This window comes from Paractinoplanes ovalisporus (genome assembly GCF_016834655.1).
GTDB classification, from domain to species: Bacteria; Actinomycetota; Actinomycetes; order Mycobacteriales; family Micromonosporaceae; genus Actinoplanes; species Actinoplanes ovalisporus.
This window is the reverse complement of record NZ_JAENHP010000038.1, coordinates 1-25659: the sequence shown is the minus strand read 5'-3', so window position 1 is coordinate 25659 and position 25659 is coordinate 1. Positions and strand designations below refer to the sequence as shown.

The following is a 25659-nucleotide window of genomic DNA, read 5'->3' as shown; positions in this document are numbered from 1 at the left end:
AGCTCCGCCAACAGCAGCACAGCCTGGCGGTACAGGCTAGGGAATCAGCACGACCTTGCCGTGCGGGGAGCCCGAGAGGCTGAGCTCGGCGGCGGCCCGCCAGTCGTCGAGCGGGAAGGTGGCCGCGATGGGCAGCCTGAAGGCACCGGCGGCGGCCCGGGCCGCGTAGTCGGGCAGGAAGCCGGACGACGGGAAGCCGCCGCCGGCCATGAGTTCGTCGATGTTCACCCGGGCGCCCTTCGTCCGCGCCTCGTCGTGGTTGCTGATGGTGACGACGCGCTTCGGGTCGCCCGCGATCTCGATGAGGTCGGCGATGGCACCGGCGTTGGGGCGCGAGACGTCGAGGACGTGATCCAGCGGCGTGCCGGCCAGCGTCCGTAGGCGATCGACCATTCCCACGCCGTACGACGTCACGGCCGCGCCGAAGCTCTCGAGGTCGGGGGCGAACGTCGGTCCGGCGGTGGCGATCACCCGGGCTCCCCGACTCAGCGCGATCTGCACGGCCGCGAAGCCGACCATGCCGCCGGCGCCGTGGATCAGCACGCTCTGCCCAGGCCGTACGTCCATCAGGTCGAGGGTCCAGACCGCGGTCTGCAGCACCATCGGCAGCGTGGCCGCGTGCACGGCGTCGAGCCCGGCCGGGACGGCGAACCACAGGTTCAGGATCGCGAAGTCGGCCGCCCCGGCGCTCGGCTGCGCGGCGAAGTCCGACACCCCGAAGACCAGGTCCCCGACCTCGACGTCGTGCACGCCGGCGCCGATCGCGTCGACCGTGCCGGCCACGTCGCAGCCGATGCCGCGGGGAAGCGCGCCCGGCATGAAGCCGCGGCAGAGCTCCCAGTCGGCGGGGTTCAGTCCGGTGGCGGTGACGCGGACGCGGATTCGGCCCTCGCCCGGGTCAGCGACCTCGGTCCGTTCCTGGATCAGGACGTCCAGCGGCTCGCCCGTCGTGTGGAAGCGGACCGCGCGTGACTCGACCATGCTCATAGGATCATCCTTTAGGTCAGTGACTGACGCTTCTTAGCGTCAGTGGCTGACGCTAACACGTTGTGTCAGTGACTGCCACTACGTGCGGTAGGCTGCCTCCATGCCGAGAAGCGGGAAGGAAGCACGAGAACGCCTGGAGAACGCGGCGCTCACGCTCTTCGCCGCGCGCGGATTCGACGCCGTCACCACGGCCGAGATCGCGGCGCTGGCCGGCGTGACCGAGCGCACCTTCTTCCGGCACTTCCCCGACAAGCGCGAGGTGCTTTTCGACGGCGAGCGGCGGCTGACCGAGTGGGTCACCGAGGCGCTCACGTCAGTGCCGGCCGGCACCGCGCCGTGGCCCACCATGCGCCGGGTGGTCGACCTTCTCGTCCCGCCGCTCGAGGCGAACCGTGCGGATGGTGATCGCCTGGCCGCCATCGCCGCCGCGACACCGGCCGTCCAGGAGCGCGCGGCCGCGAAGGAGGCCCACCTCATCGGCCTGATCGCCGATCAGCTGACCGCCCGCGGCGCCGCCCCGGAAGAGGCTTCCCTCGTCGCGCGCACCGGCTGGGGTGTGCTCGCGCACGCCATCGGATCATGGCGTCGGGCCCCCGGCACACGGCTGCAGCCGCATGTCGACCGCGCCTTCGACCTGCTCGGGGGCCTCGTGCTCGGGCCTCAGCCCAGTTCCTGACACGGCCCGTGCGGCGACGCGGCCGAGGACCAGGCGATTTCCCCGCAGAGCGGCTCAGCGGAACCAAACCGTTCTTGCAAGCAGGACCTCTCCCAAGAATTTTCCAGGAGATCACCATCGCGGTCCCGATGGTCCGGTGTCGTCGTGCCGTTGCAGGCAACCACCTACTGAATCCGAACCATACGGCGGAGACAGCGGTCGTGCGGTCGCAGATCGCCGTCACGTGCGCGGAACAGGACCAGGCCCGCCTGCGCCGCCGTCTCGACCAGGGCCGCGGCTACTCCTCGGCGTCTCCGGCGTCGTCGTCCTCGAACACCTCGTCCATGATCTCGCCGGCCAGATAGCCGGCCGCCAAGCCGCCGACGACACCTGCGGCCACGCCGGCCATCCCGGGCCCGCGCCCGCCGTGGCCACCGTGAGCCGGGTAGCCGGGACTGCCGTGGGCTGGATAGCCGGGGTGGCCGCCGTAGCCCGGCTGCCCGTAGCCGGGACCGCCGTAGCCCGGCTGGGGGTAACCGCCCGGGCCGTAGCCGGGCATCGTCTGCCGCTGCTCGATCGCCTGGCGGACCCAGCCGTCGACCTGCTGGGTCCAGTCGACGGTGTCGGCGTCGGTGTGGGCCACGGTGTAGTGGCCGTGCGAGTCGTGACCGCCACCGAACATGCCGCCGCGCTTGTCCGTCTCCCACGGCAGCACCAGCTGGAACGGCAGCGCGCGCCGCTCCCCCGCGCCCAGCCGCGCCGGCCCGCTGACCACCATGCGGTGGAACTCGCCGGTGGCCGTACGTTCGCCCCGGCCGCTCTCGATCTCCATGCCGGTGACCAGGCTCAGGGTGATGTGCTCGATGGCGGCCTCACTGCTGCCGCCGACCAGCTCGACGCGCCCGGCCACGGCCCCGCCGGGAATGCCGTTCGGGTTCTGCAGCACCGTGTCGACGGAAAGACCGCCGACTCCCAGCGCGCCCAGCATTTTCTTGAAGACCACGTCACCACTCCTGATGGCTCGATCCCGACAATCAGGAGGAATGTAACCAGCACCACTGGAAGATTTCTGTGAGCAAATAAAGGAGCTCCTTACCTTGTCCTGGAATTGTCCTTACCTGAGCAACGAAAAAGCCGCCGCCCGTCACATCGACGAGCGGCGGCGGAAAGAGATTGTCAGCGGCGACGTCCGTAGACGCCGGCCACCAGGCTGACCCCGACCGCGGCCAGCACCACCTGGATGACCAGCTCGATCCAGTCGATGCCGCGGGTGTCGTCCACGCCGATGGCGGCGGCCAGGAACGTGCCCACGATGGCCGCCAGGATGCCGATCAGGATCGTCAGCCAGATCGGAATGTTCTGTTTTCCGGGCACGACGAGACGGCCCAGCGCGCCGATGATGAGGCCGATGATGATGGCGGTAATGATGCCGGTTACTTCCATGCCGACGCTATTCCCGACATCGGACCGCGGCTAAACCTGACGTAGTATTCCGGCTTATCCATGAGGCGATTTTTTCGGCGAGGAGTTGAGATACCGCAGTGGGCGGTTATGGATGGCAGATCGTTCTGGTCGTTGTGCTGGTTCTGCTGAACGCGGTCTTCGCGGGCAGTGAGATGGCGTTGGTGTCGCTGCGGGAGAGCCAGCTGCAGCGGCTGGAGCGGGAGAGCCGGAGCGGACGTACGCTGGCCCGGCTGGCCCGCGACCCCAACCGGTTCCTGGCGACGATCCAGATCGGTATCACGCTGGCCGGATTCCTGGCGTCGGCGTCGGCCGCGGTGTCGCTGGCCCGGCCGCTGGTCGGCCCGCTCGGCTTCCTCGGCGGGGCGGCCGAGCCGGTCGCGATCGTCCTGGTCACCATCGTGCTGACCTTCTTCACCCTGGTGGTCGGCGAGCTCGCCCCCAAGCGCATCGCCATGCAGCGCGCCGAGGGCTGGGCGCTGCTGGTGGCCCGGCCGCTGGACATGCTCTCGGCGTTCTCCCGCCCGGCGGTCTGGCTGCTGGGGCGCACCACCGACATCCTGGTCCGGCTGACCGGCAACAACCCCGACGCCGGCCGCGAGGAGGTCAGCGCGGAGGAGATCCGCGACATGGTGCAGTCGCAGCAGGAGTTCTCGCCCGAGCAGCGCACGATCATCTCGGGCGCGTTCGAGATCGCCGACCGCATCCTGCGCGAGATCCTGGTGCCGCGCCGCGAGGTGCTCGCACTGCCGGCCGACCTGCCCGTGTCCGAGGCTCTGGCCCGGCTGGTCGCCGGTGGCCACTCCCGGGCGCCGGTGGTCGGCCCGGCCGGTCTCGACGACGTGCTCGGCGTGGTGCACCTGCGCGACCTGGTCACCGCGAGCGGGACGGTGGGCGGGCACAAGTTCGCGGCGCTGTTCCTGCCCGAGACGGTCAAGGTGTCCGACGCGATGCTGCAGATGCGCACCCAGCGCCAGCAGCTGGCCCTGGTGGTCGACGAGCGCGGCTCCATCGACGGCATCGTCACCATGGAGGACCTGGTCGAGGAGGTTGTGGGCGAGATCTACGACGAGACCGATCGGGATGTGCAGTCGGTGGTGCACGAGGACGACGGCGCGATGCTGCTGCCCGGCACGTTCCCGATCCACGACCTGCCCGACCTCGGCATCGACGCGGAGGATCCGCAGGACGGTGACTACACCACGGTGGCCGGCCTGGTGCTGGCCCGGCTCGGGCACATCCCGACCGCGCCGGGCGAGAGCGTCGCCTTCGACGCTTACCGCGCCGAGATCACCCAGGTCACCGGCCGGGCGATCACTCAGATCCGTCTGCGGAAAGTACGCGAGGCCGAGCCGGTGACGGAGGGGTAGCCGCGGGCAGGGTCACCACGGCGTCGATGCCGGTGGGCTCGGCCGGGTCGAGCCGGACGTGGCCACCGCCGGCCTGGACGAGCTTGGCCACCAACGCGAGACCGAGGCCGGTGCCGCCGCGGGGCGCCCCGGGGGCACGCCAGAACGGTTCGAGGGCCTTCTCCCGATGGTCGCCGGGCAGCCCGGGCCCGGCGTCGATGACGTGCACCGCCACCAGGCCGTCCGCGGTGGGCCGGGCGGTCAGGCGGATGGTGCTGCGGTCGGGGGCGGCGTTGAGCGCGTTCGAGATGAGGTTGTCGAGGACCTGCTCGATCGCGCCGGGCATCGCCGTCGCCCACAGCGGGCCGACCGCCTCGGCGGCGACGGTGATGCCGCGTTCGGCGGCCAGGGGACGCCAGATCTCGGCGCGCCGCATTGCTTCCGTGGCGGCGTCGACCCGTACGGGAACCTCGTCTGTCCTTTCGATCATGGTCAGGTCGAGCAGAGCGTTGACCAGTTTGTCGAGCCGCTCGGTCTCGCTCACGGCCGCCTGCAGTCCGGCCGCACCGGCCGCCGACACCTCGGTCTCCAGATTTTCCAGCCGCAGGCGCAGCGCGGCCAGCGGCCCCTTGAGCTGATGCGAAGCGTGGTCGGCGAAGGCACCGCGGGCCGCGAGCGCACCGTGCAGACGCTCGGCGGTGCGGTTGAACGTCTCGGCCAGGCGCCGCAGCTCCGGGGGTCCTCCGGTCAGGCGTACGGGCACCGGCCCGGCGTCGTCGGCCAGCTGCTGAGTGGCCTGCTCGAGGGTCTTGACCGGCCGGACGATCCAGCGGGCCAGCGCGAGAGCGACGGCGCCGCTCGCGGCCAGCACAAGCAGGCAGATCGCGGTGAGCATGGCCCAGACCCGGCGGATCTGCTCGGTGACCGGGGCCATCGGCACGCTCAGGCGTACGGCGCCCGAGGTCGGCTTGCCGGCGTGGAACGACACGGACACCGACATCATCCGGACGCCGTCGATGTCGGTGACGCGGTGCCCGATACGGCCGCCCTCGCCGAGCGCCGGAATCACGTCGGCGGTGTCGGTGACCTGGGGCATCGTGCTGTAGAGCAGGCGGCCGGTGACGTCGAAGAGCTCGACCTGGCCACCCCAGCGGCGCGCGGCCGCGGTGGCGATGTCCTCGACCTGGTCGCCGTCGTCCTCACCGAGCTCGGCGTCGACATACGCGGCCACGATCTCGGCCTCGCGCTCCAGCTGCCGGAACGCCTGCTGCTGCTCGCTGCGCTGATACAGATAGCCCAGCGGGACCGCGAGCCCGGTCAGCACGGCCAGCACGAGCGACAGATAGGTCAGCACGAGTCGGCGGGTCATGGGCGTGGCTCAGCCGGCCACGACGAGCCGGAACCCCACGCCGCGGCGGGTCTCGATCCAATCGGGGTGGCCGAGCTTGCGGCGCAGCGACGCGATGTGGAAGTCGAGGGTCTTGCTGCGGCTGTCGGTGGTCGCCCACAGCTGTTCCAGCAGTTTCTGGCGCAGCACCATCGTGCCGGGCTTGGCGGCCAGCATCTCCAGCAGGTCGTATTCCTTGGGCGCGAGCGTCACCGGCGCCCCGCCGACGCGGACGTCGCGGCTGGCCCGGTCGATGGACAGGGGCCCGATCACCTGCACCTCGGGCTCGGGCACCGGGGCCGGTGGCGGGGGCTCGGCCCGGGCGGCCCGGGACCGGCGGTCGACCGCACGGATGCGCGCGACCAGCTCGCGCAGGCTGAACGGCTTGGCCAGGTAGTCGTCGGCACCGCCCTCGAGCCCGCGGACCAGGTCGGCCTCGGCGCGGCGCGAGGTGAGCATGATGATCGGGACGCTCTGGGTGCGGTTGAGCTCCCAGCAGACGTCGACGCCGTCGATGTCGGGCAGCCCCAGGTCGAGCAGCACCAGGTCGGCCGGGGGCGCGGCCAGCGCGGCGGCCCCGGTCACGACGTGCTCGGCGACGATGCCGAACCGGGCCAGCCCCTCCACCAGCGGCACCGCAATCGCGTCGTCGTCCTCGACCAGAAGCACCCGCATGTCACCAGGCTCCCACGACTACATAACGTGAGCGGGCGAGGTCAGGGCATAGGTGCCCCGGCGGGACGGTCGAGCTACGCCGCCGAAGCGTTCGCCTCCCTGGCGGCCCAGCTGATCTGACGCGTCCAACCCGACCGGCGGCACGGTAGGGCCCGCTCAGGGCTCGGTGGTGAGGTAAGTGCCCGGCGTCTGGCCGGTGTCGTACAGTTCGGCGAACCTGACGCGCCGCTGCGCGTAGTGCTCAACGTGAGCGGGCCGGGGCTCATACGTGGTGCCGGTAGCGCGAGACGCCCGTGGGGCGTCCGGTGCGAGCACGTCGAGAGCGAGCAGGGCAGTCCCCCGCTGGGTGGCGCGGCGCCGGGTGACATGGGTGACCGGCCGGCCGAGCACGTCGGCCAGGATCTGCCCACCGGCGCTGCGCACCCATCATGTACTCACTTTCCGCCGAACGTGATTCGTGCCCGGCAACCGAAAATTCCCTGTTCAGATCGGGCAAACTCCAAGGTCGTCGGCGCCCGTGGCGGCACGGATCTGTAGCGATTCCGATGAACGTCCGGCGTCACCGGTCCACGACGCGGATGGTGTCGAAACTCTTGTCGGCGGGGTCGGGCAGAACCATGCCGGCGGCGAGCCCCGTACGCAGGTAGTCGATCAGGTCGGCCGAGATGCGCTCGCCGGGGATCAGCGCGGGAATGCCCGGCGGATACGGGGTGATCTGCTCGGCACACACCTGGCCGACAGCATCGTGGGTCGACACGGTCCGGGTCGGGCCGAAGAACGCGTCGCGTGGTGTCAGGACCGGTTCCACCTCGAAGCTCGACGGATCGGGCAGATCAACGGTCTTCGCCGCGGGAAGGGCCGGGGCGGCGGCGACCAGGCGCCGGGCCGCCTCGACGAGCCGGTCGGCAGTGCCCGCGTCATCGGCCATGGACAAGGTGGCCAGGACGCGGCGGTGGTCGGACAGTCCGACGTCGATGCGGCAATTCTCGCGCAGCCAGTCCGCCGCCTGATAGCCGCTGATGCCGAGGTCGGTGAGATCGACCAGGACCTGCAAAGGATCGAGGTCATGGCTGGCCTCCTCGTGGAGCAACTCGTCGTGCAGCACGTGCAGGCCGGGCAGGCTGTCCAGACGTTCACGTATGTCGCCGGCGAGCGTCAGGGCGTGCGACAGCAGTTCGGTGCCGTGTTCGGCCATCTGACGCCGCCAACCGTCGATGCCGGCGTACACGATGCTGTTGGGGCTGGTCGTCATCAGCAGGTCGGCGCAGGCGGACAGGTGCTGCTGGTCGATCAGGTCACCCTGGGAGTAGAGCACCGATCCCTGCTCGAAGCCGGCGCCCATCTTGTGCACGCTGACCACGGCGATGTCGGCGCCGGCGTCCAACGCCCACGTCGGCAGGTCGTCATGGAACGGCAGATGGGCGCCCCACGCCTCGTCGACGATCAGCGGTTTGCCACGCCGGTGGCAGATCTCGGCCAGGGTGGCGATGTCAGCGCATGTGCCGTACGGGGTGGGGCTGACGATCAGGGCGCCCGCGGCATCCGGATGCCTGTTCCACGCTTCCTCGAGCTGGCGCGGCGACGGCGGGTGGGCCAGATGCAGCTCGGCGTCGTAGCGGACGTCCACCCAGCGCGGCTCGACACCGCTGAAGATCAGCCCGGCGACGATCGACTTGTGCGCGTCCCGACCGATCAGCAACTGCCCCTGGCCTCCGGCGACCGCGAGCATGGCCGCTTTCACCGACAGCGAGCTACCGGCGGTGGAGAAGAACGCCTGCTGCGCTCCCACCGCGTCGGCCATCAGCCTCTCGGCCTCGGCCAGATACCCGTGCGAGGACGACCGGTCGTCCAGGCCGCCGGAGGCGAGCAGATCCGACCGGTACGCAGCCGGCCCGAGAACGTCACGGGCGCGCGGGTCGGCGCCACGGCCCTGCCGATGACCCGGCGGAGTGAAGCCGTACCGATCCTGGCGGTGATAGTCGGCCACCGCCTCCAACAACGGAGCTCGGCGGTGATCCAGGGCGCGACGTCGCATACGCTCGTCTCTACCGCAGGACAGTTGTTGATAAACAGCGTTCCGCCGAACGGTGCTGCTGCGGCCCTTCGCGGCAATCTGACCACCGGACCGGCCGGTCGCCGTGATTCACCGATCCGCTTGCCAGAGGAACGGCGTCGTCAGGCGTCCAGCTGTTCCCGCATCCGCACCAGCGCCTTGGCCAGCAGCCGCGAGACGTGCATCTGGGAGACACCGATCTGCTCGGCGATCTGCGACTGGGTCAGGTTCCCGAAGAATCGCAGCGTAACGATCTGCTGCTCCCGCTCGTCGAGGACGGCCATCGCCGGGCCGAGTGCGACCCGCGCCTCGGCCACCTCGAACTCGCGGTCCTCGCCCCCGAGGGTCTCCCCCAGTTCGGTCGTGCCGTCCGCGCTGACCGGCGTCGACAGACTGGTCGCGTTATAGGCGCGAGCCCCCTCCAGCCCTTCGAGCACCTCCTCCTCGCTCACGTCGAGGTACTCGGCGATGTCGGCCACGGTCGGTGCGCGTCCCAGCGAATGCGTGAGCGTGCTGTTGGCACCGGTGATCGCCAGCCGCAGCTCCTGCAGGCGGCGCGGCACCCGGATCGACCACGTCCGGTCGCGGAAGTGCCGTTTGAGCTCACCCACAATTGTCGGGATGGCGAATCCGGCGAAGTCGACCCCGCGGCCGGCGTCGAACCGGTCCACCGCCTTGATCAGTCCGACCGACGCGACCTGGAACAGATCGTCGGACGGCTCACCCCGACCGGCGTACCGGTTGGCGAGGTGCCGGGCCAGCGGCATCCACGCCTCGATCGTGCGTTCCCGCAGCACCGGCCGCGACGGATGCCCGTCCGGCAGAGCCGCCAGAGCGGCGATCAGCTCACTCGCCCGGTCCGTCGACGCCTCGCCGGCTTCAACTACGTTCGCGGTGGACACGACGGCAACCGTCATGAAGATGTACTCCTTGATCGTCCGGCGGGATTGACTCAGCCCCGTACCCCGGCCTCTGCGGCCCAAACAACTGCCCGTCTTTCGTGTCGATGCCAGATGAGGACGATCATGCCCAGTCCAGCCAACGCGCGATGGCCGCCGACGTCGTCCGGCTGATGAACCGGCTCGGCCACGACCGGTTCGCCGCAAGTAGCTGATCTGACGGCCTACCCGAGCGGGCTGATCCGAAGCGTGGCGATCTCGAACGGACGCAGCTCCAACTCGATGGACTCGTGCGGGTGCCAGATCGGCCGGCCGAGGTCACGTTCGAGGAGGTCGGTCGATCGGGCCGCGGTGTACTCGAAGTTCGGCTGGACGGCCGTGCGGGTGCGGGCCCCGGTCGCCTCGTACAGGCGGATGATGACGTCGCCGGAGCGGTCCTCGGCCAGCTTGACCGCTTCCACGAGGACCGACGGCGCCGAGACGGTCACGATCGGCTCAACGCCGTGGCCGGCGTTCTCGAGCGTGCGGGCCGGCAGGTTGATCCGGTAGCCGGCCGAAGCCGCGTCGATGACACCGCGGGCGGAGCCGAGGGCGGTGCGCAGAACGTGCAGGCCCTGGTCAGCCTCCGGGTCCGGGTACTTCGGGCCGCGCAGCAGCGACTCGCGGACCAGGGTGGTCGTGCCGCCGTCGGCCCGCACGGTCCGGGTGACGTCATGTCCGTACGTGGAGCCGTTGGCGACCACGGCTCCGAAGTCGTTCTCGGCCACGTGCACCCACCTGTGCGCGACCGTCTCGAAGCGCGCATGGTCCCAGGAGGTGTTGACGTACGTCGGTCGCAGCACGTGCCCGAACTGGATCTCGGAGGCGGCCTGATCGGCTCGGAGGTCGAGCGGGAACGCCAGCTTGAGCAGCTTCTCCTGCTCGTGCCAGTCGACGGTCGTCTCGATCTGCAGCTCGGTGTCACCCTCGGTCAGCCAGTACCGCTGGTCGATCGTCGATTTGCCGTAGGTGTGCGTGACCACCAGCGAACGGTCGACGATGTCGACGGCGTCCGGGGTGCTCAGCTCGGTGATCGAGCGCTGGTAGGAGCGGTCGATGTCCCAGGCCTCGAACATGGCGGGAATGTCGCGGAAGATCTGCAGCACCGCGGCCGCCTCGCCCGGCGCGATCAGCTCCCGGCCGGACCACTCGTCGACGAAGGAGACCAGCCGGCCGGACGCGTCGAAGCGCGCGGCGACCCGCCCGTTGGCCAGCGTGTAGCCGGACTCGGATCGGACCGGTGCGACGGCCGGGTCTGCGACATGCGGGCCGGCGCCGAGCGCGGTGACCGAGCCGGCGGTCACCGGGGCCGCGTTGAAGGCGATCGTCTTCGTGCCCTGACCGGCCAATGCCCGCTGGGCGACACCGATGATCTCCTCCAGCCGGGCCGCGACGCGGTGATAGTGCTCCTCGGCCTCGTCGTGCACCCAGGCGATGGCCGATCCCGGGAGGATGTCGTGGAACTGCTGCAGCAGCACCGTCTGCCAGATCGACTCGAGCTCTTCGTACGGGTAAGGGGCCATTCCCCGTACGGCCGCGGTCGCGCTCCACAGCTCGGCCTCGCGCAGCAGGTGCTCGCTGCGCCGGTTGCCCTGCTTGGTACGGGCCTGACTGGTGTACGTCCCGCGGTGGCCTTCGAGGTACATCTCGCCGTACCAGACGGCCGGGTCGGACAGGGTGCGCTTGGCTTCGTCGAAGAACTGGGCCGGGGAACCGAGGGTGACGCGCGGGGCGCCTTCGAGGTCATGGTTGCGGTGGGCCGCCGCCAGCATCTCCGGGGTGGGGCCGCCTCCGCCGTCGGACCAGCCGAACAGGGTCATCGACACGTTCGAGGCGCCGCGTTCGGCGTACTGCCGCTGAGCCTTGGCCAGGTCACCGGCGTTCAGGTCGGAGCCGTAGGTGTCGTTGGGCGGGAAGTGCGTGAAGATCCGGCTGCCGTCCAGGCCCTCCCAGAGGAAGCTGTGGTGCGGCATCCGGTTGGTGTCGTTCCACGACAGCTTCTGGGTCAGGAAGCTGTCGGTGCCCGCGCCCAGGGCGATCTGCGGCAGCGCCGGGGTGAAGCCGAACGAGTCAGGCAGCCAGGTTTCGCGGGACAGGACCCCGAACTCGCGCTGGAAGAAGTTCTGCCCGAGCAGGAACTGCCGGACCAGGGCCTCGCCGCCGGGCATGTTGGTGTCGCTCTCGACCCACATGCCGCCGACCGGGATGAGCCGTCCCTCCTGGACCCGGGCGCGGATCCGGTCGAACAGTTCGGGGTAGAACTGCTTGACCCAGGCGAACTGCTGCGCGCTGGAGGCGGCGAACACGAAGCCGGGATCGTCGTCCATCAAGGTCAGAACGTTGGAGAAGGTACGGGCGGCCTTGCGAACCGTCTCCCGGGTCGGCCACAGCCAGGCCGAGTCGAGGTGGGCGTGCCCGACCGCGACGATCGAGTGGGCGCTGGAGTGGGCGGGCGCGGCCAGGACCTCGCGCAGCTCGGCGGCGGCGGCCGCGACCGTGTTCTCGACGTCGTCGGGATCGAGGACGTCGCACATCCGCTCGAGCGCGTGCCGGATCGCTGCCCGGCGCGGGGAGGCGACGTCGAGCTGCTGGATCAGGCCCATGAGGGCCGCGGCGTCCTGCAGCAGCGCGTCCACGGCGAGGTCCCGCTCGGCCAGGGTGATCTGCCGCAGCGTGTAGATGGGGTCGGTGCCCGCGGTCGCCTTGTCGCCGAGGTGGGTCACGTCGTTGCGCCGGGGCGAGGCGAAACCGGACGGCAGCGGCGCTCCCCCGGCCGCCGAGGCCAGGGTTGTCGCGAAGAAGTGCTCGAGCATGTTCGGGTTCGACGCGGCCTCGATGTAGAAGTCGATCGTCGCGTTGCCGGCCGGGTCGAGGTCGACCACGTGGTTGAACGGTTCGATGCCCTTGACGATCGAGCCGTCCGGCCGGTAGACGAGCGCCTCGGCCTGAAAGGCGGGAAGCAGCCCGCTGAATCCGAGGTCCACCAGCATCTGGACGGCCGTGCCCCCGCCACCCCAGTCCGGCGGCACTTCGCCGGTGACATGGAACCAGGTCGTACCCCAGGGCTTGCTCCACCGCTGCCCGGCCGCGAACGGCTCGTACGACCGCGTGACCGCGTCCGCGAAGGGCACCGGCTCACCGGGCGCTTCCCACGCCGTCACGGTCAGGGGCGCGAACCGCCGGTAGAGCCGCGGGCCCAGCCGGGTGCTCAGAACATTGCTGATGCGCAGCTGCGCCTGGCCGTCGTTGTCATGCATGCCGGAACCGTACACCCAAAAAGTTCCACGTGGAACTTTTTCCTTTCACTAGGGTGAGGGCATGACTGACCAGGCCCCCGCGAAGATCTCCTCGGTGTCGGGCACGGGCTCGCGAGGCCGCTACCCGAAAGGCATCCTGCGCCGGCAACAAATTCTCGACCGCGCCGTCGAGGTCTACGCCGATCTCGGCTTCGAGGGCACCTCGCTGCGCGCCATCGGGGAGGCCATCGGGGTCAGCCACGCCGCGCTGCGGCGCTATTTCGACACTCGCGAGGAGCTCTTCCTCGAAGTTCTGCGCGAGAAGGACCGCCAAGCCCTGGCCGAGGCCCAGGAGTCCGGGCTCGACCGGGAACCGGGATTCGCGCCGATGGCCGCCGTCTACGCCCAGCAGGCCCCCGGGCTCATGGCTCTCCGGCACAGCATGGTCGCCCGCGCACTCGAGCCCGGCAACGAGCACTCCCGCGAGTTCTTCGTCGAGCGCTACCGCTCGTTGCGCCGACAGGCCTCGAGCCTGCTGGAATACCTCCGGGACCAGGGCCGGGTCCGCACCGACATTCCGCTCGACACCGCGGCCTCCCTGCTCATCGCCGCACTGGACGGCCTGTCCACGCAGTGGCTGCTCGACCCCGGCGCCGACATGCACGAGGGCATGGCCCTGCTCGAGGAGCTCTTCGCGCCGGCCCGGTAAAGAAAAAGTTCCACGCGGAACAATTCGGTGTTACGGTTCGCTCCACGCGGCCGTGACGCCGCATTCCCTCAGCTCAGAGGACCCGACGTGGAAAGAACCATCAGCACCGCCGTGCCCGCCAGATCCCGGTACGCCGTCGCGGCCATCCCCCTGGCCCTGCTCGGCTGGTCGATCGCCCTCGTGCCCCCGCTGGCCGTCACCATCGCGCTGCGCCTGCGCGAACTCGACGTCGACGGCGCGGCGGCCAACCTCGGCATCGCGCTCGGCGTGGGCGCCTTCTTCTCGTTCATCACCAACCCGCTGGCCGGGCGGTTGTCCGACCGCACCACGAGCCGGTTCGGCATGCGCAAACCCTGGATCTTCAGCGGGGCCGCCATCGGCTACGCCGGCATCGCCGTCATCGCCTTCGCACCCAGCGTGCCGGTCGTCCTGCTCGGCTGGAGCGTGGCCCAGGTCGGGCTCAACTTCTCCCTCGCCGCTCTCATCGCCCTGCTGCCCGACCAGGTCGACCCGCAGCGGCGGGGGCGCGTCGCCTCGTTCATCAGCCTCGCGCAGAACGTGGGTGGCGTGGGCGCCACCTTCCTGGTCCAGCTCTTCCCGATCGGCCCACTGCAGAGCCTGGTCCCCAGCCTGTTCGGCATCGTGCTCATGCTCGTCGTGGTCACGCCGATCAAAGACAGGATCCGCACCGAGCGGCCCGCCGACAAGTTCGACGCGAAGGCCCTGTTCGGGTCGTTCGTCTTCAACCCGCGCCGCTATCCCGACCTGGGCTGGGCCTGGCTGACCCGGTTCTTCCTGAACACCACCCAGTTCACCGCCACCAGCTACCTCGCCTACTTCCTCATCGCCGAGTTCGGCGTCAGCGACGAGGAGGCGCCGACCATGGTCTTCCAGGCCGTACTCGTCAACGCCGTGGGCCTCCTGCTGGTCACTCCGGTGCTGGGCTGGCTCTCCGACAAGCTCGGCCGGCGCAAGCCCTTCGTGGTCCTCTCCTCGCTGATCGCGACCGTCGGCCTGACCGTCATCGCCCTCTCCTCCACGATCCCGGTCATGCTGCTCGGCCAGTTCATCCTCGGCGCGGGTGTCGGCGCCTTCTTCGCCGTCGAGCTCGCCCTCATCGCCGACGTGCTGCCGAACGAGCAGGACGCGGGCAAGGACCTCGGCGTCGCCAACCTCGCCCAGTCGCTGCCCCAGTCGCTCATCCCCATCGCGGCGCCCGGAGTCATCGCGGCGTTCGGCTACCCCGGCCTGTTCATCGGCGGCGCCCTCTTCGGCATTCTCGGCGCCCTCGGCGTGACCCGGGTACGCCAGGTGCGCTAGGGCGCGGATGCAGCCCGCCAAGCCTGTCGCGAAAGCAGCGCGATACCCGTACCGACGCACCCCACCTGGCCGAAATGTCCGTAGCCAGCGACCCGTGCCGCAGCCGGAACCTGCCCTCCCACCAGGCGTGGATGATCCGCAACCTGGCTACCGCGCTCAACGACCGGCGCGAGCAACTCGAACAGAACGTAAGGCCATGGTGTGCGACGTGGCCCACGAGCTGCGCACCCCGCTGACGCTGCCGTTCTGATCGCGGCGGCTCAGCCGCGTCGCAGGAGCTCGAGCAACGTCTTCAGTTCGGCGGCGTCGAGGTCGTTGAAGACGTTCGACTCATGAAGGCGATGCTGCAGGGTGCCCCAGAGCACGTTTCCCCGCTCGGTCAGCTGCAGCACGCGTTTACGCCCGTCCGTGGGGTGCGGCACCCGCACGACGAGGTCGGCATGTTCGAGCTTGTCCGCCGCCAGGCTCACGGTCGACGGGTCGCGGCCGAGCCGGGACGCGAGGTCGCGCAGGGTCAGCGGCGTTTCGGAAGTGCCCAGCACCCGCAGCGCCTCGGCCACGGACTCGGGCGCGCCGAACTCCTGGATCGTCGAGGAGACAACACGTCGGGCGCGATCACCGAGCTGGATGAGCAGCTGGACGATCTCGGCCTTCCGGTCGGCGACCGGGCCCTGCCTCTTCGTCTGCCGCTGCGCCATGGGCTCACGATACCGCGCGAACTCACTGAGTAGGCCACCGAGTTCCTGGCGCACACATTCCCGGCCGCTTCGCCTGTTGCGCCGGCGCGCACCTGTGCTAGCTTACAAACTCAGTGAGTTAATCATTGATTTTGTGGAGCAAGTAGCAGATCGAGCGCCGCTGACGGCCCGGGGATCCGTACGGGAATCGCCTCGACCTCTCAGCACCAGAAGGAGTTTCCATGCACGCGAGCACGAACAATCCACCCGTCAACCGCACCCGGCTGCGAGCGGGGATCGCCTTCGCGGTCGCCCTGGCGCTGGTCCCGGCGGGCTGGATCGCCACCCGGGACAAAGCCGACGCGGCTTCGGCGCCGGAGCGACCCGTGACTTCACGACCCGTTCTCGAGGGCGGCATCCCGGTCAGCGCGGCCACGCCGATCACCACGTACCAACCGCTGACGGTGCCCGTGAAGGGGCGGCCGGTCGACCTGCAACTCAAGATCTCGGCCCCCACGGCCGGCAAGGCGCTGCCGGTCATCCTGCTGTCACACGGACACGGGTCCTCGAACTACCTCGCCTCCATGTACGGGTACGCGCCGCTGGCCGACTTCTACGCCGCCCACGGCTTCGCCGTCATCCAGCCCACCCACCTCGACGCGAAATTCCTGGGCCTGCGCGACGAGAAAGACCCGGAAGGCTCGCTGCACTGGCGGGAGCGGGTCGACGACATGACCTACATCCTCGACCACCTCAACCGGATCGAGAACTCCGTACCGGAACTGCGGGGCCGGCTCGACCGCAACCGCATCGCCGTCGTCGGGCACTCCATGGGCGGCACCACCGCCACCATGCTGCTCGGCCAAGGCGTGACCGACCCGGTCGACGGCCCGCTCAACCTCACGGATCGGCGGATCAAGGCCGGTGTGGCCATGGCCCCGGCCGGTAACGGCAACGACCTGATCCCGCCCGCGAAGGCAGCGTCGCCCGCCATGCGGACGATCACCTTCGACACGATGAAGAAGCCGGCCCTGATCATCGCCGGCGACCAGGACGTCAACCCGGCCTTCTCGACCCGCACGGACTGGCGCTTCGACGCCTACACCCAGAGTCCCGGCCCGAAGAGCCTGCTGACCATGTACGGCGCACAGCACTCGCTCGGCGGCGTCGCCGGCTACGACGCGAAGGAGACCACCGACGAGAACCCGCAACGGGTCGCCGTGGTCCGGGCCATGTCGTGGGCTTACCTCTGGAGTCAGCTCTACCCGGGCGACCAGTCGTGGCCCCGCGCGGTAAGCGCCCTGAACAAGACGGCGGACGCACTCGGCAGGGTCGAATCCAAGTAGGCGGAACGACCTTCAGCACTACTCATCGGAGCGATAAATCATGGCAAAAGTTCTCGTCACCGGAGCCACCGGATACCTCGCCGGCCACTGCATCGCCGAACTCCTGAACCACGGATACGACGTGCGCGGCACCGTACGCAATCTCCAGACCGCCGACGTGGCTCACCTGCACCCGATCGCCGAGCGGACCGGCGGATCCCTCGAATTCGTCGAGGCCGACTTGGACCGCGACGCCGGCTGGACCACCGCCGTGGGCGGCTGCGACTACATCTGGCACGTGGCCTCCCCCTTCCCCAGCACCGCCCCGAAGGACCCGGACGAGGTGATCCGTCCCGCGGTCGACGGCACTCTCCGGGTGCTTCGCGCCGCCGCGACCAGCGGGACCGTCAAGCGGGTGGTCATGACCTCCTCCGGTCTCGCCGTCCACAGCGGGCGCCAGGAGAACCGCGCCTTCACCGAGGACGACTGGGGAACCCTCGACGACCCCTTCCTCTACGCCCGGAGCAAGACCCTCGCCGAGAAGGCGGCCTGGGAATTCGCCGAGCAGTCCGGAATCGAGCTGGTCGCCATCAACCCCGGTTCCATCATCGGCCCCCTCCAGCGGGCCGAGGCCGGCAACTCGGTGTCCATCATCAGTCGATTGATGCGAGCCGCGATGCCCGCCGTACCGAAAATCGGATGGAACGTGGTCGACGTGCGCGACCTGGCTCATCTGCATCTGCTCGCCATGGAGACACCGGCCGCGGCGGGAAATCGCTACATCGCCGGGGACGAGTTCATGTGGGGGCGCGACATGGCCTTCGCCCTCAAAGACCGCTACCAGACAAGCGGCTACCGCATCCCGACCCGCGCCATGCCGTACGCGCTGATGTGGGCGATCTCCCGGGTCGAACCCGGCATCCGCATCGGCCTGACGCTCTGGGGACACCACGACCAGGTCACCAGCGCCAAGGCCCGGAACGAACTCGGATGGACGAGCCGGCCCGCCGCCGAGTCAGTTCTCGACACCGCCGAGAGCATGATCGAGCTCGGCGTGGTCCCCCGCCGCTGACCGGCACACACCGCGTTACGTCATGACGTGGTTCGATTCCGTGTCGCAGTGGGCCCCAGCGGTCCGGGATAAAATGGCGGCGTGTCCTTCGCAGGGATGACCCAGCTCGCATACGAGCCGGCTGTTCTGGTGGTGGCGCCCGATCCCGGCCTGCGCGGTGAGCTGTCGGCCGAGCTGAGCGGAGGCGGCTACCAGGTCACCGCCCGGCCGACCGGCACAGCGGCGTTGCGGGTGCTCGGCGAACGCGTCGTCGATCTGATCGTGGTCGACCGGGACACCCCCGATCTCGTCCGCCTCGGCCGGCGCCAGGCCGTCTTCCCGGCCCGGCCACCCGTGCTCTGCGTGACCGCCTGCGAGTTCCTGGGTGAGCTGGTGCCGGTGCTCGGCACCCGGGTGGAGGACTACGTCACCAAGCCCTGGCACGGCGCGGAACTGCTGGCCCGGGCGCAGGTCCTGCTGCGCCACCGGGGGGCCACGGCTCCGGCGAGCACCCTGCGCCACGGAGACCTGCTGCTCGACGACGTCGTCCGGCAGGCGTGGCGCGGTGAACGCGCCCTCGACGTGACGCCGACCGAGTACAGACTGCTGCGCTACCTGCTGCTCAACGCCGGCCGGGTGTTGTCCAAGGAGCAGCTCGCCGACCACGTCTGGGGCGAGGACCGTGAGGACGGCACGACCGAGCGGCTGGTCTCCCGGCTACGGCGCAAGGTCGACCGGACCGATCCCCGGCTGATCCACACGCACCGGGGCTTCGGCTACCGGCTGGGAATGGGTCGATAGGCCCGGAGGCTGTCCGCGTTTTGTCTGGAAAGCCTGCTTGCATGGCTCTCCATGACAGACACCGACGTCGCACCCGAGTACCCGGCGGTCCGGGAGTCCCGGTGCCCGTTCGCGCCCGCCGCCGTCATCCGGGAGATGACCCGCGCGGACACGATCGGCAAGGTCCGCATCTGGGACGGCAGCACGCCGTGGCTCATCAGCCGCCACGCCGACCAGCGAGCCCTGCTCAACGACCCGCGGATCAGCATCAACGAGAAGCGCGAAGGCTATCCCCACATGACCCGGGGCCGGGCCACCGGTGCCCCGCACCACCCGGACCTCATCACCAACACCGACCCGCCGGAGCACACCCGGCTGCGCCGCACGGTCAACGGCCCGTTCATGGTCAAGCGGGTGGAGGCACTGCGGCCCCGTATCCAGGAGACCTTCGACGGCCTGGTCGACGACATGCTGGCCGGCCCGAACCCGGCCAACCTGGTGGAGGCGATCGGCTTGCCCGTACCGACGCTGGTCATCACGCAGATGCTCGGCGCCCCGTACGAGGATCACGAGTTCTTCCAGACCAACAGCAACAAGGCAATCAGCCACGAGTCGACCGCGGAGGAAACCGCCGCCGCCAGCCGGGCCCTGGGCGAATATCTCGCCGCCCTGCTGCGGAAGAAGATCGCCGAGCCCGCCGACGACGTCATGTCGGAGATGGGCGGCCGGGTCGAAGCGGGCGAGATGACCTTCCAGGAAGCGGTCATCATGAGTTCGGCCATCCTCATCGCCGGGCACGAGACCAGCGCCAGCATGATCTCGTTGGGCACCCTCGCGCTGCTGCGCGACCCGGAGCAGCTGGCGCTGCTGCGTGACAACAGCGACGACCCCCGGTTCGTGGCCAACGCGGTCGAGGAGTTGCTGCGCTACCTCACCATCGTCCACTCCGGAATCCGGCGCATCGCCAACGAGGACATCGACGTCCGCGGTACGACGATCAAAGCCGGTGACGGCATCATCTTCGAGCTGGCCGGGGCCAACTACGACGAGGCCGAGTTCCCCGACGCCGAGAAGCTGGACCTGACCCGGCCCGCCCGCTCGCACCACGCGTTCGGCTACGGCGTGCACCAATGCCTCGGACAGTCCCTGGCCCGGGTCGAGCTGCAGGTCGCCTACAGCACGCTCTACCGGCGGATCCCCACCCTGGCTCTGGCCGTGCCGTCCGAGCGGATCGAGTTCGCGATGGAGGGCGTCGCGTACGGCCTCCGGAACCTGCCCGTGACCTGGTGAGAGAGATGACCATGCGAGTGGAGTTCGACGAACCGAAGTGCGTCGCGGCCGGGCAGTGCGCCATGGTCGCCCCCGGCGTCTTCGACCAGCGCGACGAAGACGGTGTGGCCGTCGTCCTGGTCGCGGAACCCGGGCCGGAACTGGCCGACGAGGCGCAGGAGGCGGCGGCAGTGTGCCCGGCCGCCGCGATCCGCCTGGTGGAGCAGTGAACACCATCGTCGTCGTCGGCGCCTCGGCGGCCGGTCTCGCGGCCGCTGAGACTCTGCGCCGCGAAGGCTACGACGGCACTCTCACCGTCATCGGCGAGGAGGCCGACCCGCCGTACGATAGACCGCCGCTGTCGAAGCAGATCCTCGCCGGTGACTGGGAAGCCGACCGGGTCGCGCTACGCACCACCGAACAGCTCACCGCGCTGCGGCTGGACCTGCGGCTCGGCGTCCGCGCCACCGGCCTGGACACCGCCGGACGGGTCGTGCACCTCGACGACGGCACCGAGATCGGTTACGACGAACTGATCGTGGCGACCGGCGTCCGCCCGAGGCGGCTCCCCGGGGCGGGCGCGCACGTGCTGCGCAACCTGTCCGACGCGATCGCTCTGCGGAAACGGCTGCTGCCGGGCGTACGGCTGGCGGTGGTGGGGGCCGGATTTCTGGGGGCGGAATGTGCGGCGGTCGCACGTGGTCTCGGCTGCGACGTCGTCCTGCTGGAACCGGCGCCGGTCCCGCTCGCGCACGCCGTCGGGGAGCAGGTCGGGCGGGTGTTGTCGAGCGCTCATGTCGAGCACGGCGTCGACCTGCGCACCGGGGTCACGGTCTCGGCGATCACCGGCGACGGCGTCCGGCTGGCCGGCGGTGAACTGGTCACCGCGGACGAGGTGCTGGTCGCGATCGGCACGCAGCCGAACACCGAATGGCTCGACGGCAGCGACCTGGCGCTCGCCGACGGGCTGCTGTGCGACGAGTTCACCAGCGCCGCGCCGGGCGTCTACGGCGCCGGGGACGTCGCCCGCTGGCACAACCCGCTGTTCGGTACGGCCATGCGCATCGAGCACCGCACCAACGCCGCCGAACAGGGCATGGCCACCGCCCGTAACCTGCTCAACCCCTCGGGGCGCAAACCCTTCGCGCCGGTGCCCTACTTCTGGTCGGACCAGTACGACATGAAACTCCACGCGTACGGCTACCTGCGCGGGCACGACGAGGTACGCGTGGTCGCCGGGGACCTGCCGGAGCGGCGCTTCATCGCGGCGTACCGCACCGGCGACCGCCTCGTCGGCGCCCTGGCCGTCGGCATGCCCCCCAAAGCCGTCCGCCCGTGGCGCCAAGCCATCGCCACCGGGACCTCCTGGAAGGACATTCATGACATCGCAGCCTGACGTCGTCGTGGTCACCGGCGCCGGCGGCATGGGCACGGCAGTGGCCCGGCGTCTCGGCGGCGGCCGCACCGTCCTGCTGGCCGACGCCTCCCCCGACGCCCTCGATCGCGCCGTCGCGCATGCGGTCCGGCGCCGCCTCATTCGTCGGACCGCCCGGTACAACGCCGCTTCGCCCTGACCGGTCGTACTGTTCTCGTCATGGCTCAACGACTCGTCAGTGTGTGGCAACCGTTCTTCCTCGGCACCGAAAGCCCCCGAGCGGCGATCGACGCCGCGACCGAGTTGGAGGACCTCGGTTATGCCCGGATCTGGTTCTCGGCCGGCTTCGACGAGAAGCTGCCGTCACGCTTCCGGGAACTGCTCGACGGCACCGAGCGCATCGGCATCGCCTCGGGCATCGCGACCGTCTGGCACACGTCGCCGGCCGAGGTCGCGGCGTTCACCGAGGCCGCGGAGCAGGATCACCCGGGCCGGTTCCTGCTCGGTCTCGGCGCCAGCCACGCCGTCCTGGTCGAGGGCGACGGCACCGACTACCGCAAGCCCTATTCCAAGACGGTCGAATACCTCGATGCCCTCGACGCCGCCGGGCTCGCCCCGCAGCGGCGGGTGCTGGCTGCTCTGGGCCCGCGCATGCTCGAGCTTGCCCGCGACCGTTCGGCCGGGGCCCATCCCTATTTCACGCCGGCCGAGCACACCGCCGAGGCTCGGGCCCTGCTCGGACCCGACCGGCTGCTCGCGCCCGAGGTGGCCGTGGTGCTCGAGCCGGACGCCGAGGCGGCCCGGGCCGTCGCCCGCGAGTACACGGCGGGCTACCTCACCCTGCCGAACTACACCAACAACCTGCGGCGCTTCGGCTGGACTGATGACGACCTGACCGGCGCGGGCAGCGACCGCCTGGTCGATGCGCTCATTCCGTGGGGCACGGCCGACCAGGTCGCCGACGGCATCGAAAAGCATTTCGCGGCCGGCGCCGACGAGGTGGCGATCCAGGTCCTCAACGGCGGCGACCGGACCAGCTTCCCCACCGAGGCGTTCGCCGCACTGGCGGCCCAGCTGATCTGAGGCAACTGGCCACCGACGGCAGCGATCAGGTGAGCCTTCCCGCTTCGACTCCACCGAAGCGGGAAGGCTCAACGGGTTCGCAGCCTGCCCGACCCGGCGACATGCGACGTCAGGGGGTCCACACCGTACCGCGGGCCTGGTATTCGAGGATGTTCTCGACGCGTACCGCCACTGCCGCGCTGATCTCCCGGCGGACCAGGTGCAGCGCGAGGTCCAGTCCGGAGGTCACGCCCGCGGCGGTGACGAGGTCGCGATCGTCGACCACACGGGCGTCGACCACGGTTCCGCCACGCCTGGCCAGTTCCGCCTTCGCGTTCTGGTGAGTCGTCGCCGGGCGGCCGGTGACCAGCCCGGCCGCCGCAACCACGATCACACCCGTACAGAACGAGGCCACCAACCGGTGGCCGTCCGCCGCGTCGGCCAGTTTGCGAGGCAGCACACCCGACTTGATCTCCGCCCAGACTCCGGGCCCGTCCGGCCGGCCGAAGCCACCGCCCGGCACCACGATCACGTCCGCGTCCGACGGGGACCACCCGGTGGGGATCACCACCTGAGTCCCCCAGGCCGCCGTAATCGTGCGCGGCTCGGCCGGAGTCACGTAACCGACCTTGACCGCTCCCCCGCTCTGCCGGTCGGCCAGCGAGAACACGTCGAACGGCCCCGCGAAGTCCTGCTCCTCGACACCGTCGAACATGACGATCTGCACCCGCATCGGATTGTCCGGCGACCACCTCCGGCCCTTCGTGGCGGACGCGGGTTCCGCGGCCAGCCCGGCGGCGGCCACACCGGCCACGGCGGCGGCCCCGAACAAGGTCCTGCGTTCCATAGCGTTCCTTTCGCATGGAGAGCTGTCGATCTGTAGTCGCCTCCCATGTGGCGGAAGTTCCCCACGCCGGCCGTATCACTTCGACTGGCTGACCCGCAGCGTGACGGTCTCGAAGGGCCGCAGCCGGCTCATGCTGCATCGTGGAAGACGAGGCCGAGCGTGCGGCGCAGCCCGGAACGGACGACGCTGACGCCGTGCCGCATCGGCCCGTTCGACCAGCCGCGCCTGGTCTCGACCGGCCGGTCCCGGGTGGTGAAGACCAGGCCGTGGCCTTGCGGTACAACGACGGCCGAGCCCCGGGTCTGCGCGCGCGGCCGCTGCTCGGTCATCAGGAACTCGCCGCCGGTGAAGTCCACGCCGGGTGCGTCGAGGCCGATCACCACCTGCAGCGGAAAAAGCATGTCGCCGAACACGTCGCGGTGGAGCGCGTTCCAGTCACCTGGCCCGTACCGCAGCAGAATCTGCGCGGACCGCGACTGCCCGGCCTCGTGACACCGGCGCAGCCAGTCCTGCAGGCTGTCGGGCCACGGGGCCGGCTGGCCGAGTTTGGCGGCCCAGTCCCGGGCGATGGGCAGCAGGCGGGGATAGAACTCGTCCCGCAGTTCCCGGATCGGGCCGGGCAGCTCGTGGGTGAAGTACCGGTACTGGCCCGAGCCGAAGCGGTGGCGGGCCATGTCCACCGTCGTACGGAACCGGTCCGGCTCTTCGTAGAGGGCCGCGATCTCGAGGCACTCGGCCGGCGAGAGGAGTGGCCCGGTGAGGGCGTTGCCGTGCTCGTTGAGCTGACCGGCCAGGGCTGCCCAGTCGGTCTGTGCGACCCGTTTCGCGTACGGGAGATTGTCAGTCATGTGAGTTCCCTGGATCGTTGGTTAGAGCAGGGCGGGCGGCAGCGCTCCCTCGTGGGTGAGCAGCTGTACCTTGCGCTCGACGCCTCCGGCGTAGCCACGCATCGAGCCGTCCGCGCCGATGACGCGATGGCAGGGGCGCACCAGCAGCAGCGGGTTGGCACCGACCGCCGCACCCAGAGCCTGAATACGGTCGCGCGCCAGTCCGAGCCGGGCCGCGAGAGCCCCGTACGTGGTGGTGGTGCCGTAGGGGATGTCGTCCACCGCGCGCCAGACCCGCTGTTGAAAGTCGGTCCCGCGAACGGTGAACGCGACGTCGAACCGGTCGAGTTCGCCGGCGAAGTACGCCTCCAGCTGGCGGGCGATCTCCGCGAACGGAGCCGGGTCCCGCCGCAGACCGGGCCGGATCGCCGGAGTGTTGCGGCCACCCGGCATGGACAGCGAGCTCAGCGTGCATCCGTCGCCGGTGTCCTCGCCCACCAGGACCAGCTCGCCGAGGGGGCTGTCGAACGTGGTGCCGACGGTCGTCGTCATCATCGTGCAGGCGGTCATCGTTGCCTCCTTCGTCGCCTTCGTTCCGTCATCAACGGTGCTCGTCGGCGTCCGCGAATGCTGGCGGTTTTCGGACAACGCACTGAGCCCCGGCTTAGCGAGCCGCCCCGGTGCTGACCCCCGGGGTGAAGCGAGAGATCTGGTACCGCATCTCGGTCACCCCCGGACGAGGCGTACGCCCGTCGCGAGCAGCCAGACGAGCCAGGCGGCGAACCCCAGGAGCCCGACGAAGATCAGCGCCGAGCCGTCGGCGATCGCGAAGTTGCCGAGCCCCGCTGCGAGCAGCAGGCTCCCGCCGACCAGGCCCAGCAGACGCTGCCAACCCCGAGTCAGCCCACTCGCGTGCGCGGCGAGGGCCGCGCCGATGAAGGTGGTCCCGAGCGTCGGCAGCGTCAGCGCGAATGCCGCCGCGTGAACCTGCCAGACGAGTTCGAACGCGGGTGTCGGCTCCGCGAGCCCGTCGGCGGAGAGCGTGAGCCCGATCTGCAGGACGTTGACGAGCACGAGGACGGCCGCCAACGCCGCGCCGGCGGCCGAGGTGAGACGCGACCAGTCGGCGCCCGCCGGGCCGCGTCGCTCCACCAAGCCGTGCAGGCCCGTCACGAACACGAGCAGCAGCGGCAGGCTCAGGGCCACGAAACCGGACGCGATCGCGACCGAGCCGCGATGTTCGACACCGCCGACGAGTTCTCGGACGTGGCCCAGGACGTCTTCCTCCCGCAGCTTCCTCCGGACGAATTCCCCTACCTCAACGAGTCCGCCGCGGCGCTGGTGGCCGCCGGCTACGACCCTGCGGAGGAGTTCACATTCGGTCTCGACCTGATTCTGACCGCCCTCGAGCCCCTGAGAGCTTCCGCATAGCAACGCTCACGGCGGGCCTCAGCCGCGATCGGTCTCTGGCGGCGCCACCGGCGCGGTCGCCGGCTGGACCAAGATGAGTGTTGGGGCCTCGCACACCGTGCGGGCCCCGGCACCTCGATTACTGGGTGACGAACGAGGTGTAGTACATCCCCATCACCATCTTCTTGCCGTCCTCGGTGTACGCCTTCACGATCTTCGCGGTGAGGTCGGTCTTGATCTCCTCGCGGCCCTTCTCGGTGGAGAGC

Annotated in this window: 28 protein-coding genes; 13 read left to right on the top strand and 15 right to left on the bottom strand. The window is 70.0% G+C overall.

The genetic code is table 11. The annotated features are described in order from the left end of the window. Positions 1-36: 36 nt before the first annotated feature. Complete coding sequence (locus JIG36_RS49730) at positions 37-987, bottom strand: NADP-dependent oxidoreductase (RefSeq protein ID WP_203383950.1); 951 nt, start codon at positions 985-987, stop codon at positions 37-39. 100 nt (positions 988-1087) lie between these two features. On the opposite strand from JIG36_RS49730, the gene JIG36_RS49725 reads away from it, so the two are divergent. After that, positions 1088-1663 (top strand): TetR/AcrR family transcriptional regulator, encoded by a 576-nt coding sequence (locus JIG36_RS49725; RefSeq protein WP_203383949.1) that lies wholly within the window; start codon positions 1088-1090, stop codon positions 1661-1663. A 277-nt stretch (positions 1664-1940) separates the two neighbouring features. Here the strand turns inward: JIG36_RS49725 and JIG36_RS49720 are convergent, their stop codons facing one another. Both JIG36_RS49720 and JIG36_RS49715 read right to left on the bottom strand, forming a co-directional pair. Further along, positions 1941-2645 (bottom strand): sporulation protein, encoded by a 705-nt coding sequence (locus JIG36_RS49720; RefSeq protein WP_203383948.1) that lies wholly within the window; start codon positions 2643-2645, stop codon positions 1941-1943. Between the two features lie 173 nt (positions 2646-2818). Continuing rightward, positions 2819-3085, bottom strand: coding sequence for a GlsB/YeaQ/YmgE family stress response membrane protein (locus tag JIG36_RS49715; RefSeq protein ID WP_203383947.1), 267 nt, complete (start codon positions 3083-3085; stop codon positions 2819-2821). A gap of 98 nt (positions 3086-3183) precedes the next feature. Between JIG36_RS49715 and JIG36_RS49710 the strand changes: the two genes are divergently transcribed. Beyond that, complete coding sequence (locus tag JIG36_RS49710; protein WP_203383946.1) at positions 3184-4473, top strand: hemolysin family protein; 1290 nt, start codon at positions 3184-3186, stop codon at positions 4471-4473. On the opposite strand, the gene JIG36_RS49705 is transcribed toward JIG36_RS49710, so the two are convergent. The 6 genes from JIG36_RS49705 to JIG36_RS49680 all read right to left on the bottom strand — a co-directional run bounded on the left by JIG36_RS49705 (position 4418) and on the right by JIG36_RS49680 (position 12762). Then, on the bottom strand, positions 4418-5821 hold the full coding sequence (locus tag JIG36_RS49705; RefSeq protein WP_203383945.1) for a sensor histidine kinase: 1404 nt from the start codon (positions 5819-5821) through the stop codon (positions 4418-4420). The genes JIG36_RS49710 and JIG36_RS49705 overlap by 56 nt on opposite strands. Before the next feature lie 9 nt (positions 5822-5830). Beyond that, the gene (locus JIG36_RS49700; RefSeq protein ID WP_203383944.1) at positions 5831-6514 is read right to left on the bottom strand and encodes a response regulator transcription factor; all 684 of its coding nucleotides are present in this window, start codon (positions 6512-6514) and stop codon (positions 5831-5833) included. A 156-nt stretch (positions 6515-6670) separates the two neighbouring features. Continuing rightward, on the bottom strand, positions 6671-6937 hold the full coding sequence (locus JIG36_RS49695) for a hypothetical protein (RefSeq protein ID WP_236050071.1): 267 nt from the start codon (positions 6935-6937) through the stop codon (positions 6671-6673). A 136-nt stretch (positions 6938-7073) separates the two neighbouring features. After that, entirely contained in the window at positions 7074-8549 is a 1476-nt protein-coding gene (locus JIG36_RS49690; protein WP_203383943.1) for an aminotransferase class I/II-fold pyridoxal phosphate-dependent enzyme, read from the bottom strand. Positions 8550-8689: 140 nt separating this feature from the next. After that, a complete protein-coding gene (locus tag JIG36_RS49685) occupies positions 8690-9484 on the bottom strand; it encodes a SigB/SigF/SigG family RNA polymerase sigma factor (protein ID WP_203383942.1) in 795 nt (264 codons plus the stop codon). 206 nt (positions 9485-9690) lie between these two features. Further along, complete coding sequence (locus JIG36_RS49680; protein WP_203383941.1) at positions 9691-12762, bottom strand: alpha-mannosidase; 3072 nt, start codon at positions 12760-12762, stop codon at positions 9691-9693. Between the two features lie 61 nt (positions 12763-12823). Here JIG36_RS49680 and JIG36_RS49675 point away from each other — a divergent pair, with 61 nt between their 5' ends. Both JIG36_RS49675 and JIG36_RS49670 read left to right on the top strand, forming a co-directional pair. Further along, positions 12824-13450 carry a TetR/AcrR family transcriptional regulator gene (locus tag JIG36_RS49675; RefSeq protein WP_203383940.1) on the top strand — a complete coding sequence of 209 codons (627 nt, stop codon included), beginning with the start codon at positions 12824-12826 and terminating at the stop codon, positions 13448-13450. An 87-nt stretch (positions 13451-13537) separates the two neighbouring features. Continuing rightward, positions 13538-14770, top strand: coding sequence for an MFS transporter (locus JIG36_RS49670; RefSeq protein ID WP_203383939.1), 1233 nt, complete (start codon positions 13538-13540; stop codon positions 14768-14770). 260 nt (positions 14771-15030) lie between these two features. Here JIG36_RS49670 and JIG36_RS49665 read toward each other — a convergent pair whose 3' ends face one another. Further along, positions 15031-15468, bottom strand: a complete 438-nt coding sequence (locus tag JIG36_RS49665) for a MarR family winged helix-turn-helix transcriptional regulator (RefSeq protein WP_203383938.1) — start codon at positions 15466-15468, stop codon at positions 15031-15033. A gap of 221 nt (positions 15469-15689) precedes the next feature. On the opposite strand from JIG36_RS49665, the gene JIG36_RS49660 reads away from it, so the two are divergent. The 8 genes from JIG36_RS49660 (at position 15690) to JIG36_RS49625 (ending at position 22330) form a co-directional block, all read left to right on the top strand. Next, complete coding sequence (locus JIG36_RS49660; RefSeq protein WP_203383937.1) at positions 15690-16793, top strand: alpha/beta hydrolase family protein; 1104 nt, start codon at positions 15690-15692, stop codon at positions 16791-16793. Between the two features lie 40 nt (positions 16794-16833). Continuing rightward, entirely contained in the window at positions 16834-17844 is a 1011-nt protein-coding gene (locus JIG36_RS49655) for an SDR family oxidoreductase (RefSeq protein ID WP_203383936.1), read from the top strand. 81 nt (positions 17845-17925) lie between these two features. After that, positions 17926-18624 carry a response regulator transcription factor gene (locus JIG36_RS49650; protein WP_203383935.1) on the top strand — a complete coding sequence of 233 codons (699 nt, stop codon included), beginning with the start codon at positions 17926-17928 and terminating at the stop codon, positions 18622-18624. Between the two features lie 51 nt (positions 18625-18675). Beyond that, positions 18676-19893: a cytochrome P450 gene (locus JIG36_RS49645; RefSeq protein WP_203383934.1), complete on the top strand. Its 1218-nt coding sequence runs from the start codon at positions 18676-18678 to the stop codon at positions 19891-19893. 5 nt (positions 19894-19898) lie between these two features. Further along, positions 19899-20102, top strand: a complete 204-nt coding sequence (locus JIG36_RS49640; RefSeq protein WP_307873240.1) for a ferredoxin — start codon at positions 19899-19901, stop codon at positions 20100-20102. Continuing rightward, on the top strand, positions 20099-21268 hold the full coding sequence (locus tag JIG36_RS49635; protein WP_203383933.1) for an NAD(P)/FAD-dependent oxidoreductase: 1170 nt from the start codon (positions 20099-20101) through the stop codon (positions 21266-21268). The genes JIG36_RS49640 and JIG36_RS49635 overlap by 4 nt, the downstream gene beginning before the upstream one ends. Next, positions 21252-21446 carry a hypothetical protein gene (locus JIG36_RS49630; protein WP_203383932.1) on the top strand — a complete coding sequence of 65 codons (195 nt, stop codon included), beginning with the start codon at positions 21252-21254 and terminating at the stop codon, positions 21444-21446. Before JIG36_RS49635 ends, JIG36_RS49630 begins: the two co-directional genes overlap by 17 nt. Before the next feature lie 20 nt (positions 21447-21466). Next, complete coding sequence (locus JIG36_RS49625) at positions 21467-22330, top strand: TIGR03620 family F420-dependent LLM class oxidoreductase (protein ID WP_203383931.1); 864 nt, start codon at positions 21467-21469, stop codon at positions 22328-22330. Between the two features lie 109 nt (positions 22331-22439). Here JIG36_RS49625 and JIG36_RS49620 read toward each other — a convergent pair whose 3' ends face one another. The 4 genes from JIG36_RS49620 to JIG36_RS49605 all read right to left on the bottom strand — a co-directional run bounded on the left by JIG36_RS49620 (position 22440) and on the right by JIG36_RS49605 (position 25189). Further along, positions 22440-23156 (bottom strand): DJ-1/PfpI family protein, encoded by a 717-nt coding sequence (locus tag JIG36_RS49620; protein WP_203383930.1) that lies wholly within the window; start codon positions 23154-23156, stop codon positions 22440-22442. Positions 23157-23284: 128 nt separating this feature from the next. Then, the gene (locus JIG36_RS49615; RefSeq protein ID WP_203383929.1) at positions 23285-24004 is read right to left on the bottom strand and encodes a 2OG-Fe(II) oxygenase; all 720 of its coding nucleotides are present in this window, start codon (positions 24002-24004) and stop codon (positions 23285-23287) included. Between the two features lie 21 nt (positions 24005-24025). Further along, positions 24026-24553, bottom strand: a complete 528-nt coding sequence (locus JIG36_RS49610) for a methylated-DNA--[protein]-cysteine S-methyltransferase (protein WP_236050069.1) — start codon at positions 24551-24553, stop codon at positions 24026-24028. Between the two features lie 156 nt (positions 24554-24709). Continuing rightward, positions 24710-25189 (bottom strand): hypothetical protein, encoded by a 480-nt coding sequence (locus JIG36_RS49605; protein WP_236050067.1) that lies wholly within the window; start codon positions 25187-25189, stop codon positions 24710-24712. Between the two features lie 30 nt (positions 25190-25219). Here JIG36_RS49605 and JIG36_RS49600 point away from each other — a divergent pair, with 30 nt between their 5' ends. After that, a complete protein-coding gene (locus JIG36_RS49600) occupies positions 25220-25414 on the top strand; it encodes a hypothetical protein (RefSeq protein WP_236050065.1) in 195 nt (64 codons plus the stop codon). A gap of 118 nt (positions 25415-25532) precedes the next feature. Here the strand turns inward: JIG36_RS49600 and JIG36_RS54735 are convergent. Further along, positions 25533-25659, bottom strand: a 127-nt coding sequence (locus JIG36_RS54735; RefSeq protein ID WP_203383928.1) for a flagellar basal body-associated FliL family protein, incomplete at its 5' end; no start/stop codon positions are given.

Bases quoted from the DNA above. Each gene is read 5' to 3' on its own strand.
- JIG36_RS49730 (WP_203383950.1), bottom strand. From the start codon at position 987: ATGAGCATGGTCGAGTCACGCGCGGTCCGCTTCCACACGACGGGCGAG.
- JIG36_RS49725 (WP_203383949.1), top strand. From the start codon at position 1,088: ATGCCGAGAAGCGGGAAGGAAGCACGAGAACGCCTGGAGAACGCGGCG.
- JIG36_RS49715 (WP_203383947.1), bottom strand. From the start codon at position 3,085: ATGGAAGTAACCGGCATCATTACCGCCATCATCATCGGCCTCATCATC.
- JIG36_RS49705 (WP_203383945.1), bottom strand. From the start codon at position 5,821: ATGACCCGCCGACTCGTGCTGACCTATCTGTCGCTCGTGCTGGCCGTG.
- JIG36_RS49700 (WP_203383944.1), bottom strand. From the start codon at position 6,514: ATGCGGGTGCTTCTGGTCGAGGACGACGACGCGATTGCGGTGCCGCTG.
- JIG36_RS49690 (WP_203383943.1), bottom strand. From the start codon at position 8,549: ATGCGACGTCGCGCCCTGGATCACCGCCGAGCTCCGTTGTTGGAGGCG.
- JIG36_RS49685 (WP_203383942.1), bottom strand. From the start codon at position 9,484: ATGACGGTTGCCGTCGTGTCCACCGCGAACGTAGTTGAAGCCGGCGAG.
- JIG36_RS49680 (WP_203383941.1), bottom strand. From the start codon at position 12,762: ATGCATGACAACGACGGCCAGGCGCAGCTGCGCATCAGCAATGTTCTG.
- JIG36_RS49675 (WP_203383940.1), top strand. From the start codon at position 12,824: ATGACTGACCAGGCCCCCGCGAAGATCTCCTCGGTGTCGGGCACGGGC.
- JIG36_RS49665 (WP_203383938.1), bottom strand. From the start codon at position 15,468: ATGGCGCAGCGGCAGACGAAGAGGCAGGGCCCGGTCGCCGACCGGAAG.
- JIG36_RS49660 (WP_203383937.1), top strand. From the start codon at position 15,690: ATGCACGCGAGCACGAACAATCCACCCGTCAACCGCACCCGGCTGCGA.
- JIG36_RS49655 (WP_203383936.1), top strand. From the start codon at position 16,834: ATGGCAAAAGTTCTCGTCACCGGAGCCACCGGATACCTCGCCGGCCAC.
- JIG36_RS49645 (WP_203383934.1), top strand. From the start codon at position 18,676: ATGACAGACACCGACGTCGCACCCGAGTACCCGGCGGTCCGGGAGTCC.
- JIG36_RS49640 (WP_307873240.1), top strand. From the start codon at position 19,899: ATGACCATGCGAGTGGAGTTCGACGAACCGAAGTGCGTCGCGGCCGGG.
- JIG36_RS49630 (WP_203383932.1), top strand. From the start codon at position 21,252: ATGACATCGCAGCCTGACGTCGTCGTGGTCACCGGCGCCGGCGGCATG.
- JIG36_RS49625 (WP_203383931.1), top strand. From the start codon at position 21,467: ATGGCTCAACGACTCGTCAGTGTGTGGCAACCGTTCTTCCTCGGCACC.
- JIG36_RS49620 (WP_203383930.1), bottom strand. From the start codon at position 23,156: ATGGAACGCAGGACCTTGTTCGGGGCCGCCGCCGTGGCCGGTGTGGCC.
- JIG36_RS49615 (WP_203383929.1), bottom strand. From the start codon at position 24,004: ATGACTGACAATCTCCCGTACGCGAAACGGGTCGCACAGACCGACTGG.
- JIG36_RS49610 (WP_236050069.1), bottom strand. From the start codon at position 24,553: ATGACCGCCTGCACGATGATGACGACGACCGTCGGCACCACGTTCGAC.
- JIG36_RS49600 (WP_236050065.1), top strand. From the start codon at position 25,220: ATGTTCGACACCGCCGACGAGTTCTCGGACGTGGCCCAGGACGTCTTC.